We start from the raw sequence: 12,337 nt of genomic DNA on the forward strand, positions 1-12,337 counted from the left end.
GTTCGGTCTGTGCTGCGGGTGGTGCAGTGGCCGCTTGTGGTATCAGTGGCCGATCAGCTTGGCGCCCACCAGCACCAGCATCGTTGCCAGGATGGGGCGCAGCACCCGGTCCGGCACCTTGGTGGAAATATGGCTGCCCAGCCAGATCCCCGGCAGGGAGCCGACGATCAGGCTGCCGAGCAGGAACCAGTCGACGCTGCCCAGCATCCAGTGGCCGATGCCGGCCACCAGCGTCAGCGGCACCGCGTGGGCGATGTCGGAGCCGACGATGCGCAGCGCAGGCATGGTCGGATACAGGAAGAACAGCGCGGTGACGCCGAGCGCGCCGGCACCCACCGACGAGATCGACACCAGTACGCCGAGCACCGCGCCGACCAGCACCGTCAGCCTCGCGGTGCGCTTCGGGTTGGGCTGGCCGCCGAAGCGGGCTACCGCGTAGGCCTGGATCTGCTTGCGGAAGATGATGGCCACGGCGGTCAGCAGCAGTGCGACGCCGAGCGCCCCCTTGATCAGCCCGGCCGCGCCGTCGATGCCGCCGGGAGCGAAGCTGCCCACCAGCACCAGCGTCAGCGCAGCGGCCGGGATGCTACCGGTGGCGAGCCGCCTTGTCACCGTCCAGTCCACCGTGCCCTTGAGTCCGTGCGCGACGGTGCCGCCGGCCTTGGTGATGGCGGCGTAGAGCAGGTCGGTGCCGACCGCGACCGACGGGTGGATGCCGAACAGCAGCACCAGCAGCGGCGTCATCAGCGATCCGCCGCCGACGCCGGTCAGGCCGACGATGGCGCCAACTGCAAATCCGGCAACGGTGTAGGCGAAGTCCATGGGTACAGGTCCTTGATGTTGCGGCGCATCGTAAATGAGCTTGTTTAGTTCAAAAAGCGGTTTCGCGTTAGACTTTAAGAAGAATTGGTTATTAAGGATGCTGAGATGAAACAACCTCCACGCTCACTACGCTCGCAGCCCTCCAAGGGGGCGTCAGCATGCTTGAGACGGCTCGGCGCATACTGAGATGAACCTGCAGCAGCTGAGATATATCCACGAGGTGGCCCGCCGCGGGCTCAACGTCTCGGATGCGGCCGAGGCGCTGTTCACCTCGCAGCCGGGCGTCTCCAAGCAGATCCGTCTGCTCGAGGCCGAGCTCGGGGTGGAGATCTTCACCCGCCACGGCAAGCGCCTGGTGGCCGTGACCGAACCGGGCCGCGCGGTGCTGGCGATCGCCGAACGCATGCTGCGCGACATGGACAACCTGATGCAGGTTGGCGACGAGTTCTCCAACGAGTCTGCCGGCAGCCTGTCGATCGCCACCACCCACACCCAGGCACGCTATGCGCTGCCGCCGGTGGTGCGCGAATTCATGCGCCTGTATCCGCAGGTCAAGCTGTCGCTGCACCAGGGCAGTCCGCGCCAGGTGTGCGAGATGGTGCTGGACGGTTCGGCCGACATCGCCATCGCCACCGAGGCCATCGCCGAGTACGACGAACTGGTGATGCTGCCCTGCCACCAGTGGAACCGCTGTGTGGTGGCGTCGCCGCGCCATCCCATCCTGCGCGAGCAGCCGCTGACACTGGAGGCGATCGCGCGCTATCCGCTGATCACCTACGACGACGCCTTCACCGGGCGCAGCCAGATCAACAAGGCCTTCCTCGGCCGCGGCCTCAAGCCCAACGTGGTGCTCACCGCGCTCGACTCGGACGTGATCAAGACCTATGTGTCGATGGACCTGGGCATCGGCATCCTGGCGCGCATGGCCTACGATCCGGAAGAGGACCGCAAGCTCGGCATGATCGATGCCGCCCACCTGTTCGAGTCCAGTACCACCCGCATCGGTTTGCGCCGGCGCGCCTGGCTGCGCGGCTACGTGTATGCCTTCGTCGAGCTGTTCGCGCCGCACCTGACGCGGCGCATGGTGGAGACGGCGCTGGCCGGCGGCGGCACCGACGCCGGGCTGTAAGGCGGCGCGGTGCGGCGGCTGTCAGCCGGCGATGCGGACGAAGACCGCCGGATCGGCCTGCGCCAGGCTCAGCATCAGCGCGACGCGCGCCTTCACCGGCGACAGACCGTCGGCGCACAGCAGGCCGGGCAGGCCGTCGTGGGGCGAGACCGCACCAGCCGGAACACGGCTGGCTCGGACCAGCGGGAAGCCGGCGGCGATGGCGGCTTCGATCTCGCCCATCCAGCTCGCCGGCATGCTGCCGTTGCCCGGCAGGGCGAGGATGGCGCCAGCCGCACCGAGCTGACGGCAGGCCGCCAGCAGCGCGGGCGACGAACCGGCGCCGACGTAAAGGATCTCGACCGCCGGCGGCCAGTTTGCAGTGTCCAGTCCAGCCAGCGGCACGTCGCCGTGCTCGGTGCGTGCCGGCCGCCGGGCCAGCGTCGGCGGGCTGGCCCAGCCCAGCGGCTCGCCGTCGGTGGCGCCGAAGGCATCCACCGCGCGGGTGTGCTGCTTGGCGACGTGGCGGGCGCTGTAGACGCGGTCGTTCATCACCACCAGCGTGCCCAGCCCGCGGAAGGCGGGCGAGGCCGCCACCCGCACCGCGCCGTAGAGATTCATCGGGCCGTCGGCCGACAGTGCGCTCGCCGGCCGCATCGCCGCGGTGAACACCACCGGCTTGTCGGTGGTCAGGGTGAGGTGGAGGAAGAAGGCGCTTTCTTCCAGGGTGTCGGTGCCGTGGGTGACGACCACGCCGTCCACGTCCGCCTGCTCCGCCAGTTCGGCCACCCGCCGTGCCAGCGTCAGCCAGTGGCCGGGCGTCATGTCCTTGCTGTCTACCCTGAAGAGGGTTTCGGCGCGCAGTTCCGCGATGTCGCCCAGGCCGGGCACCGCCGCCACCAGCTCGTTGGCGCCGAGCGTACCGGCGGTGTAGGCGGTGGTGTCGGTGGCGGAATCCGCCCGGCCGGCAATGGTGCCGCCGGTGGCGACGAGGGCGATGACGGGCTTGCGGCTCACGGGCGGCGGTGGTCTCGGTGGGTTTCAGCTTGCCCGCGGTGCGGTCAGCACTTCCGGGCGCAGGGTGCGTTCCAGGGTTTCCTTGTCGGCCAGGCCGCGTTCGAGCACCAGTTCGGTCACGCTGCGGCCGGTCTTGAGCGCCTCGCGTGCGGCCCAGGTGGCGTGTTCGTAGCCGATCAGGGGATTGAGCGCCGTCGCCAGTCCGGCCGAGGTGCGTACCCGCTCGGCGAGCAGCTCGCGGTTGGCGGTAATGCCGCGCACGCAGTTCTCGGTGAGGGTGCGGCAGCCGGCTTCCAGATGCTCGATGCTCTTGAACAGGGAGTGGCCGATGATGGGCTCGAAGGCGTTGAGTTGCAACTGGCCGCCTTCGGACGCCATGGTGATGGTGACGTCGTTGCCGATCACCTCGAAGGCGATCTGGTTCACCACTTCCGGGATGATGGGGTTCACCTTGCCCGGCATGATGGACGACCCGGCGGCGCGCTCGGGCAGGTTGATCTCGTTGAAGCCCGCCTGCGGGCCGGACGACAGCAGGCGCAGGTCGTTGCACACCTTGGAGAGCTTGCAGGCGATGCGCTTCAGCACGCCCGAGAGCTGGACGAAGGCGCCGGTGTCCTGGGTCGCCTCGATCAGGTTCTCGGCCGGCACCAGCTTGACGCCGGAGAGTTCGGCGAGGTGCTCGGTGGCCATCTTGGCGTAGCGGATGTCGGTGTTGATGCCGGTGCCGATCGCGGTGGCGCCGAGATTGATCTCCTGGATCAGGCAGATCGCCTCGCGCAGGCGGGCGATGTCTTCCTTCATCATCACCGCATAGGTCGAGAATTCCTGGCCCAGCGTCATCGGCACCGCGTCCTGCAGCTGGGTGCGGCCGATCTTGAGGATGTCCTTGAACTCCTCCGCCTTGGCGATGTAGGCCAGGCGCAGGGTTTCCATCGCGTCGAGCAGGCCCTGGATCGCGAACACCACCGCCAGCTTCAGCGCCGTCGGATAGACGTCGTTGGTGCTCTGGCTCATGTTCACATGGTTGATCGGATGCAGCTCCTTGTAGTGGCCCTTGGGCCAGCCGAGCTTTTCCAGCGCGAGGTTGGCGATCACCTCGTTGGCGTTCATGTTGGTCGAGGTGCCGGCGCCGCCCTGGATCACGTCCACCACGAACTGGTTGTGCAGCCGGCCTTCGGCAATCTCGCGGCAGGCCTCGTCGATGGCATGGAAGCGGCCTTCGTCGAGATGGCCGAGCTGGTGGTTGGTGCGTGCCGCGGCCTGCTTGACGAGCGCCAGCGCTTTGACCAGTTCCGGGTAGGCGCCGATCGGCTTGCCGGTGATCGGGTAGTTTTCCAGCGCGCGCAGGCTGTGGATGCCCCAGTAGACATCGGCGGGGATTTCGCGGTCGCCGAGCAGGTCGTGCTCGATACGGGTGGTGTGCATGCTGCCTCCTTGTCATCGCAGCGTCGGATGCGCCGCTTGCGGTGTTCGACCGCAGGGCCGGCCGGCAGTGCGCAGCGCAGCCGCCGGGCCGTGCCGGGGTGTGACATCCGGCACACCGGGCGCCGGATGTCCTTGCGTATCAGTATTCCCAGAAGATGCGCTGCAGGTCCTTGCTATCGCTGGTGGCGGTCAGCGCCACCGCGGCCAGGATGCGCGCTTTCTGAGGGTTGAGGTCGTGGGCGACCACCCAGTCGTACTTGTCGTCGGGCTGTTCGGCATTGCGCAGCACGAAGCCGCCGCCGTCCACCCGCGACGAGCGGATGATGTGCACGCCCTGCGCGCGCAGTGCCTGCAGGCCGGGCACCACCCGGTTCGACACCGAGCCGTTGCCGGTGCCGGCGTGGATGATGGCCTTGGCACCGGCGCCCGCAAGCGCCTTGTAGGCGGTGTCGCTGACGTTGCCGTAGCCGTAGGCGATTTCAACCGGCGCCAGGGTTTCGATGCGGGCGATGTCGAACTCCGAATTCACCGTGTGACGCTTGGCGGGGAGGCGGAACCAGTAGGGTTTGCCTTCGACCACCATGCCGAGCGGGCCCCACGGGCTCTTGAAGGCGTCGGGGCGGATGTTGGCCGCCTTGCTGACGTCGCGGCCGCTGTGGATCTCATCGTTCATCGTCACCAGTACGCCCTTGCCGCGGGCGTCGGCGCTGGCGGCCACCGCGACAGCGTCGTAGAGGTTGAGCGCGCCGTCGGCCGACAGCGCGGTGCCCGGCCGCATCGAACCCACCACCACAACCGGCTTGTCGCTGCGGACGACCAGATTGAGGAAGAAGGCGGTCTCTTCCAGGGTATCGGTACCGTGGGTGATGACGATGCCGTCCACATCGCTGCTGCGGCTCAGCTCGGCGACGCGGCGGCCGAGTTGCAGCAGGTGCTCGTTGGTGAAGCTCTCGGAGGCGATCTGGAACACCTGCTCGCCGCGCACCTCGGCGATGTTCTTGAGTTCCGGGATGCCGGCCACGAGTTTGTCCACCGGTACCTTGGCGGCCTGGTAGGTGGCGCTGGAGGCGGCGTCGGCGCCGGCGCCGGCAATGGTGCCGCCGGTGGCGAGGATCACCACCTTGGCGAGGCGGGCGGGGGCGGCGGCTTCACGCGCCTGGGCGGCGGGCGGCAGCAGCAGCGAGGCGGCGGCGAGGGCGGGCAGCAGCAGGCTGCGCAGCCGGGAGGGCGTCGAAATCATGGGATCTCCTGGTGTGCGCCGACGGCTGGGGGCCGCCGGCGCGCGGGCTGGGGTTGGGGGTGTCCGGCTTCGGATGGCCGGATCAGTGCTGCAGGATCTTGGCGAGGAAGCTCTGGGCGCGCTCGGAGCGCGGCTGGCCGAAGAACTCGTCCTTGGCGGCATCCTCGACGATGGCGCCGCGGTCCATGAAGATCACCCGGTGGGCGACCTTGCGCGCGAAGCCCATCTCGTGGGTGACGCACATCATGGTCATGCCCTCGCGGGCGAGTTCGACCATGACGTCGAGCACCTCGTTGATCATCTCCGGGTCGAGCGCCGAGGTCGGCTCGTCGAACAGCATGCAGATCGGGTCCATCGCCAGCGCGCGGGCGATCGCCACGCGCTGCTGCTGGCCGCCGGAGAGCTGGCCGGGGAACTTCTGCGCATGGGCCTTGAGGCCGACGCGGTCGAGCAGCTTGAGGCCCTTTTCCATCGCCTCTTCGCGCTTGCGGCCGAGCACCTTGATCTGGGCGATCGCCAGGTTGTCGGTAATGGTCATGTGCGGGAACAGCTCGAAATGCTGGAACACCATGCCCACCTGCGAGCGCAGCTTGGGCAGGTTGGTCTTGGGGTCTTCGACGGCGATGCCGTTGACCTTGATGCTGCCCTGCTGGAAGGGTTCGAGCGCATTGACGCACTTGATCAGCGTCGACTTGCCCGAGCCGGACGGGCCGCACACCACCACCACCTCGCCTTTCTTCACCTCGGTGGTGCAGTCGGTCAGCACCTGGAAGCTGCCGTACCACTTGGAAACGTTGTTGATCTCGATCATGTCGGGATGCTCCGGGAATGCAGTGAGAATTGGGTAAGTGCGTTCAGCGGATGATGGCGATGCGGGCCTGCAGCCGCTTCACCAGCCGCGACAGGCTGAAGCAGATGACGAAATAGACCACCGCCACCGTCGTATACATTTCCACCGGGCGCAGGTCGCGCTGGGTGATCTTGTCGGCCGCGCCGAAGAAGTCGGTCGCGCCGATCGCGTACACCAGCGACACGTCCTGGAACAGCACGATGGTCTGCGTCAGCAGCACCGGCAGCATGTTGCGGAAGGCCTGCGGCAGCACCACCAGGCGCATGGTCTGGCCGTAGGTGAAACCCAGCGCATAGCCGGCACCGATCTGGCCGCGCGGGATGGACTGGATGCCCGAGCGCATGATCTCGGCGAAGTAGGCGGCCTCGAACACGGTGAAGGTGAAGTAGGCCGACCTTTCCGCGCCGATCGGCATCGACTGGCCGGTGATCATCTGCAGCACCAGCGGGATGATCAGGTAGAAGGCGAGGATCACCTGCACCAGCGGCACGCTGCGGAAGAGGTTGATGTAGCCGACCGCGAACCACTGCAGCGGCTTGATCGACGACAGCCGCATCAGCGCCAGCAGGGTGCCGATGAAAATGCCGCCGATGGTGGCGACGACCGTCACCTGCAGCGTGTAGCGCAGGCCCTCGGCGAGGAAACGCCAGTTGTCGGCGATGATGCCGAATTCGAAGTCACCCATGATCAGCGCCCTCCGTTGCTGCCGGTGATCAGGCCGGGCACCCGCGTGCGCTTCTCGATGAAGGCGAGCAGGCGGTTCATCGTGAAGGCGAGCATGAAGTAGGTCAGCGTCACGACGATGGTGATCTCGAGCACCTGCGAGGTCTTCTCGATGATCTGCTTGTACTGGAAGTAGAGCTCGAGGATGCCTACCGCGTAGGTCACCGCCGAGTTCTTGAAGATGTTCATCGCCTCGGAAGTGAGCGCCGGCAGCACGATGCGGTAGGCCATCGGCAGGCGCACGTAGCGGTAGGTCTGCCACTCGGTGAAGCCGAGCGCGAGGCCGGCGAAGCGCTGGCCGCGGGCGAGGGAATTGAGGCCGGACTTCACCTGCTCGGCGATGCGCGCCGCGGTGTAGAGGCCGAGACCGATCACCGCGGTGACGAAGTAGGGCAGATCCTGCTTCATCCACAGGCCGATCTTCTCCGGCACCAGCTCGGGCACGACGAAGAACCACATGAACAGCTGCACGATCAGCGGCACGTTGCGGAACACGTCCACATAGGTGTCGCCGATGGCGACCAGCACCTTGTTGGGCGTGGTACGCATGACACCCAGCACCGAACCGACCAGCAGTGCGATGACGAGTGCGGAAACTGCGACGACGGTGGTCCAGCCCATGCCGGAGATCACCCAGTCGTAGTATTTGAGACCGTCGTCGGTCTCCTGGAAAAAGAAGGCCCAGTCCCAGTGGTAGTTCATGGGAATCCTCTCAAGGGGGCGCCGCCGGCGGCAGGCGGCGCGGGGGTTGTCGGGGGTAGAGCCCGGCGCGGGCGACGCTCGCCGCCCGCCCGGTTTGTCTTTACTCGACGCCCTTGTCGGTCGGATTGTCGAACACCGCCTTGGTGGCAGGGCTCATCGGGAAGTTGAGGTTCACGTTGCGCGGCGGGATGGGCTGCATGAACCACTTGTTGTAGAGCGCGGTGGCCTCGCTGGACTTCATCAGTGCAACCAGTGCCTTGTCGACCACCGCCTTGAACTCGGCGTCGTCCTTGCGCAGCATCACGCCGTAGGGTTCGTCGCGCAGCGAGGGGCCGACGATCTCGAAGGCCGCCGGGTTCTTGGAACTGGCGATCAGGCCGGCGAGCAGGATGTCGTCCATCACGAAGGCGGCGGCGCGGCCGCTCTCCACCATCAGGAAGGAGTCGGCGTGGTCCTTGCCGTAGATGTTGCGCACGTCGATGGACTTGCCCTTCTCGTTCTGCTTGATCAGCGCGTCCGAGGTGGTGCCGGTGGTGGTGGCGACGGGCTTGCCGGAGAGGTCGCCGATGTCCTTGACGCCCGCATCCTTGCGCACCGCCATGCGCACGCTGGTGACGAAGTAATTGACGCTGAAGCCCACCTGCTGCTGGCGCTGCACGCTGTTGGTGGTGGAGCCGCACTCGATGTCGATGGTGCCGTTCTGCATCAGCGGGATGCGGTTCTGCGAGGTCACTGCCTGGTACTTCACCTCCAGCTTGGGCAGCTTGAGCTCGCTCTTCACCGCATCGACCACCTTGGCGCACAGGTCCATCGCGTAGCCGATCGGCTTCTGCTCGGCGTCCAGGTAGGAGAAGGGCACCGACGATTCGCGGTGGCCCACGGTGATCGTGCCCGATTCCTTGATCTTCTTGAGCGTGCCGGTAAGTTCGGCGGCGTGGACGGGCGCGGCCAGGCCGGCCATGGACAGGCACAGGGTGAGCAGGGTGAGGGATTTACGCATTACCGGTCTCCAGTCGAAGTTCGAGGATGCGGACGAAAAGGGGCGCCCGTTAGGCCAGTACATATGCAGCTAACGTGCCAGCGCCCTTCCTTATCCTAGACGCCTGATTCGACTGGAGATGCTGAGGGTAGACCCGGAGTGCGCGTTCGGAATGCCGGATTTCGGGCCTCGCAGGCGTTCGGAAATCCGAACATGGGAGGCTCAGAATTCCCGCGTGCCCAGCCCGTACTTGCGGATCTTGTCGTGCAGGGTGGTCTTGGCTACGTGCAGCGCTTCGGCGGCGCGGCTGAGGTTGCCGCCCTGGCGGCGCAGCTCGGCGTCGATCAGGCTGCGCTCGAAGTGTTCGACCTGCTCGGACAGCGACAGCGCATTGCCCGCGGCATCGCCGCCGGTGGCCAGCACCGCGTTGGCCACGCCCAGCACCAGACAGTCGGCGACGTTGCGCAGCTCGCGCACGTTGCCCGGCCAGCCGTGCGCCATCAGCCGGTTCATCTGCTCCGGATTCACCGCTGGCAGCGGCCGCTCGAAGCGCTGCGCGGCCTGCAGCAGGAAGTATTCGAGCAGCAGCGGGATGTCCTCGCGGCGTTCGCGCAGCGGCGGCAGCTCGATGGTGACGACGTTGAGCCGGTAGTAAAGGTCGGCGCGGAATTTCCCCTGCCCGGCGAGTTCGAGCAGGTCGTCCTTGGTCGCGGCGACGACGCGGGTGTCGACCGGCAGAAGCTGGTTGGAGCCGAGGCGTTCGATTACGCGCTCCTGCAGCACCCGCAGCAGCTTGATCTGCACTCCCATCGGCATGCTCTCCAGCTCGTCGAGGAAGAGCGTGCCGCCGCTGGCGTGCTCGATCTTGCCGACGCGGCGTTTCTGCGCGCCGGTGAAGGCGCCGGCCTCGTGGCCGAACAGTTCGCTGTCGAGCAGGTTGTCGGGCAGGCCGCCGCAGTTGAGCGCGACGAAGTTGGCCTTGCGGCGCGGGCCGCGGTCGTGCAGGCAGCGCGCTACCAGTTCCTTGCCGGTGCCGGTCTCGCCGTGGATAAGGACGTCCACCGTCTGCCCGGCGACGTCGAGGATAAGCCGGCGCAGCCGCTCCATCTGCGGCGAACGGCCGATCAGCGCGGCGTCCAGCCCCTCGCGCTGCTCCAGCCGGCGGCGCAGCTCCACCACTTCCAGCGCGAGGCCACGCTTGTCGAGCGCGCGCCGCACCACTTCCACCAGCAGGTCGGGCGTGAAGGGCTTCTGGATGAAGTCGTAGGCGCCGCTGCGCATCGCCTCCACCGCGAGGGTGACGTCGCCGTGGCCGGTGATCATGATCACCGGCAGGTCGGGGTCGAGCTCGTGGGCGCGGCGCACCACGCTGAGGCCGTCGGCGCCCGGCAGGCGCATGTCGGTGACGACGACGCCGGGAAAGCCGGGGGCCAGCCTGGGCAGCCCGGCTTCGGCCGAGCCGACGCTGTCCACGGTGATGCCGGCCAGCTGCAGCGCCTGCTCGCAGCCGAGCCGCACATTGGGATCGTCTTCGATGACGAGGACATGGAGTGGAGAGCTCATGATGCGGAGGACTCCTGCCGCGCGGGCGGATTCAGGAAAAGGGTGAAATAGGTGCCGCCGCTGGCGCGGTTGTCGGCGACCAGATCGCCGCCGAACTCGCGCACGATGTCGCGCGAGATTGCCAGCCCGAGGCCGAGGCCCTCGCCGGCCGGCTTGGTGGTGAAGAAGGGTTCGAACAGGCGGCCGCGCAGCGCTTCCGGCACGCCGCAGCCGGTGTCGCCGATGCGCAGCAGGATGCGGCCGTCGGCATGCAGCGCGGCGTTGATGGAGAGTTCGCGCCGCGGCTGGCCGCGCATCGCGTCGATGGCGTTGCCGACGAGGTTGATCAGCACCTGCTCGAGCCGGTTCTGGTCGCACCAGGCGATCACATCGCCCGGCCTGCAGGCGTTGTCCACCGTGATGTCCGCGCTGCGCAGCCGCTGTTCGAGCAGGAAGAGCGCGTTGCCCACCGCATGGGCGACGTCGACTTCGGCCGGCACCGCCGGCGACTTGCGGGCGAAGGTCTTGAGCGGCGTGATGATGCTCGCCATCTGGTCGGCCAGCCGGCCGATGATGTCGAGGTTCTTGCCGGCGGTGGCCTGGTCGCCGCGGCGCATGAACTCGATGGCGTTGCCGGCCAGCGTGCGCATCGCGCCCAGCGGCTGGGTCAGCTCGTGGGTGACGCTGGTGGCGAGCTGGCCCAGCACCGCCAGCTTGCCGGCCTGCACCAGTTCGTCCTGGGCGGCGTGCAGGGTCTGTTCGGCGTGCTGGCGCACCGCCACCTCCTTGCGCAGCCGGGCGATCGATTCGGTCAGCGCGCGGGTGCGGCGGGCAACCTTGTTCTCCAGCTCGGCATTGGCGCGCTGGAGCAGGCGCTGGGCATCGAGACGCTGGCGGGCGATACGGCGGCGCTGCGCGATGAATACGCCGAGCAGCACCAGGAAGGCGGCACCGATCAGCGCCAGCGCCGCCTGGCTGACCGCCTGGTGCCGCACCGCGGTGAGGTCGGAGAACACCAGCAGCTGCCAGCCGGTGTCCGGCAACTGGCGCGCCTGCACCAGATAGTGGCCGGAATTGCGCGGCAGCTCGGGCGGCAGGGCGATACGGCGGTCGAGCCGGATTTCGGTGCCGGTCTCGCCCGCGGTCGGGTCGAGGCTGAGCTCCAGCGGTTCGATCGGGCGGTCGTTGTAGAGGCGGTTGCTTGCGACCTCGGCCTGGATCGCCTGCGGCAGCGGTGCAAGCGAGCGATACAGCCAGGCCGGCACCGCGGTGAGGATGACGACGCCGTTCTCGTCGGTGATCAGCGCCGGTGCGCCCAGTGACAGCCAGGTTTCTTCCAGGCCGCCCAGCCCGATCTTGATGACCGCCACGCCTATGGTCTCGTTGCCGTCGCGGATCGGGTGCGAAACGAAATAGCCCGGATCGCCGCGGGTGGTGCCGATGGCGAAATGGCGGCCGGGGCGGCCTTCGATGGCGGTCTGGAAGTAGGGCCGGAAGGTGAGGTCCTCGCCGATGAAGCTGTCGTCGCGCGCCCAGTTGCTGGCCGAACGTACGATGCCCTGGCGGTCGAGGACGAAGATCGCGATGCTGCCGATGTGGCGGTTGAGCCGTTCGAGGTAGCGGTTGACCGCCTGCGCGCGCGCCGGGCTGGCCGGATCGCGCAGCAGGCCGATCACCTCGCCGGACAGCTCCACCGTGGCCGGGATGTGGGCGTAGCGGTTCACTACGCCATCGATGGCTGCTGCGCCGAGGTCGAGGCGGTGGCTGGCCTCGATGCGCAGCGCGCGCATGCCGAAGTGCTCGCCGAGGCGATAGCCGCTCAGCCCGGCCAGGCTGATCAGCACCACGCACAGCGCGAGGATCAGCGGATCGTGACGCTGCAGCCGGTGTCCGGGCGCGTCGCGGGGTTGGGGGGCGGTGGCGTCCATG

Annotated in this window: 11 protein-coding genes; 1 reads left to right on the top strand and 10 read right to left on the bottom strand. The window is 67.7% G+C overall.

Features of this window, described 5'->3' with window-relative positions; genetic code table 11:
* Positions 1 to 42: 42 nt before the first annotated feature.
* Complete coding sequence (locus CJ010_RS02930; protein WP_141016650.1) at positions 43 to 822, bottom strand: sulfite exporter TauE/SafE family protein; 780 nt, start codon at positions 820 to 822, stop codon at positions 43 to 45.
* A 187-nt stretch (positions 823 to 1,009) separates the two neighbouring features.
* Between CJ010_RS02930 and cysB the strand changes: the two genes are divergently transcribed.
* Positions 1,010 to 1,951, top strand: a complete 942-nt coding sequence (gene cysB / locus CJ010_RS02935) for an HTH-type transcriptional regulator CysB (protein ID WP_141016651.1) — start codon at positions 1,010 to 1,012, stop codon at positions 1,949 to 1,951.
* A gap of 21 nt (positions 1,952 to 1,972) precedes the next feature.
* Here the strand turns inward: cysB and CJ010_RS02940 are convergent, their stop codons facing one another.
* From CJ010_RS02940 to CJ010_RS02980, 9 genes are all read right to left on the bottom strand, one after another.
* Positions 1,973 to 2,947, bottom strand: coding sequence for an asparaginase (locus CJ010_RS02940; RefSeq protein ID WP_141016652.1), 975 nt, complete (start codon positions 2,945 to 2,947; stop codon positions 1,973 to 1,975).
* A gap of 24 nt (positions 2,948 to 2,971) precedes the next feature.
* Positions 2,972 to 4,372, bottom strand: a complete 1,401-nt coding sequence (locus tag CJ010_RS02945; RefSeq protein WP_141016653.1) for an aspartate ammonia-lyase — start codon at positions 4,370 to 4,372, stop codon at positions 2,972 to 2,974.
* Positions 4,373 to 4,511: 139 nt separating this feature from the next.
* On the bottom strand, positions 4,512 to 5,612 hold the full coding sequence (locus CJ010_RS02950) for a type II asparaginase (protein ID WP_141016654.1): 1,101 nt from the start codon (positions 5,610 to 5,612) through the stop codon (positions 4,512 to 4,514).
* 82 nt (positions 5,613 to 5,694) lie between these two features.
* The gene (locus CJ010_RS02955; RefSeq protein WP_141016655.1) at positions 5,695 to 6,423 is read right to left on the bottom strand and encodes an amino acid ABC transporter ATP-binding protein; all 729 of its coding nucleotides are present in this window, start codon (positions 6,421 to 6,423) and stop codon (positions 5,695 to 5,697) included.
* Between the two features lie 43 nt (positions 6,424 to 6,466).
* A complete protein-coding gene (locus CJ010_RS02960; RefSeq protein WP_141016656.1) occupies positions 6,467 to 7,147 on the bottom strand; it encodes an amino acid ABC transporter permease in 681 nt (226 codons plus the stop codon).
* Between the two features lie 2 nt (positions 7,148 to 7,149).
* Entirely contained in the window at positions 7,150 to 7,887 is a 738-nt protein-coding gene (locus CJ010_RS02965) for an amino acid ABC transporter permease (protein WP_141016657.1), read from the bottom strand.
* A 100-nt stretch (positions 7,888 to 7,987) separates the two neighbouring features.
* Positions 7,988 to 8,887, bottom strand: coding sequence for a transporter substrate-binding domain-containing protein (locus CJ010_RS02970; RefSeq protein ID WP_141016658.1), 900 nt, complete (start codon positions 8,885 to 8,887; stop codon positions 7,988 to 7,990).
* A gap of 201 nt (positions 8,888 to 9,088) precedes the next feature.
* The gene (locus CJ010_RS02975; protein ID WP_141016659.1) at positions 9,089 to 10,429 is read right to left on the bottom strand and encodes a sigma-54 dependent transcriptional regulator; all 1,341 of its coding nucleotides are present in this window, start codon (positions 10,427 to 10,429) and stop codon (positions 9,089 to 9,091) included.
* Complete coding sequence (locus CJ010_RS02980) at positions 10,426 to 12,336, bottom strand: ATP-binding protein (RefSeq protein ID WP_141016660.1); 1,911 nt, start codon at positions 12,334 to 12,336, stop codon at positions 10,426 to 10,428. Before CJ010_RS02980 ends, CJ010_RS02975 begins: the two co-directional genes overlap by 4 nt.
* Position 12,337 lies beyond the last annotated feature (1 nt).

The organism is Azoarcus sp. DD4, from assembly GCF_006496635.1.
Lineage (GTDB): Bacteria > Pseudomonadota > Gammaproteobacteria > Burkholderiales > Rhodocyclaceae > Azoarcus.

What these genes read in the sequence shown, in the direction of transcription:
- CJ010_RS02930 (WP_141016650.1), bottom strand. Translation starts at nt 822, where the DNA reads ATGGACTTCGCCTACACCGTTGCCGGATTTGCAGTTGGCGCCATCGTC.
- cysB (WP_141016651.1), top strand. Translation starts at nt 1,010, where the DNA reads ATGAACCTGCAGCAGCTGAGATATATCCACGAGGTGGCCCGCCGCGGG.
- CJ010_RS02945 (WP_141016653.1), bottom strand. Translation starts at nt 4,372, where the DNA reads ATGCACACCACCCGTATCGAGCACGACCTGCTCGGCGACCGCGAAATC.
- CJ010_RS02950 (WP_141016654.1), bottom strand. Translation starts at nt 5,612, where the DNA reads ATGATTTCGACGCCCTCCCGGCTGCGCAGCCTGCTGCTGCCCGCCCTC.
- CJ010_RS02955 (WP_141016655.1), bottom strand. Translation starts at nt 6,423, where the DNA reads ATGATCGAGATCAACAACGTTTCCAAGTGGTACGGCAGCTTCCAGGTG.
- CJ010_RS02960 (WP_141016656.1), bottom strand. Translation starts at nt 7,147, where the DNA reads ATGGGTGACTTCGAATTCGGCATCATCGCCGACAACTGGCGTTTCCTC.
- CJ010_RS02965 (WP_141016657.1), bottom strand. Translation starts at nt 7,887, where the DNA reads ATGAACTACCACTGGGACTGGGCCTTCTTTTTCCAGGAGACCGACGAC.
- CJ010_RS02970 (WP_141016658.1), bottom strand. Translation starts at nt 8,887, where the DNA reads ATGCGTAAATCCCTCACCCTGCTCACCCTGTGCCTGTCCATGGCCGGC.
- CJ010_RS02975 (WP_141016659.1), bottom strand. Translation starts at nt 10,429, where the DNA reads ATGAGCTCTCCACTCCATGTCCTCGTCATCGAAGACGATCCCAATGTG.
- CJ010_RS02980 (WP_141016660.1), bottom strand. Translation starts at nt 12,336, where the DNA reads ATGGACGCCACCGCCCCCCAACCCCGCGACGCGCCCGGACACCGGCTG.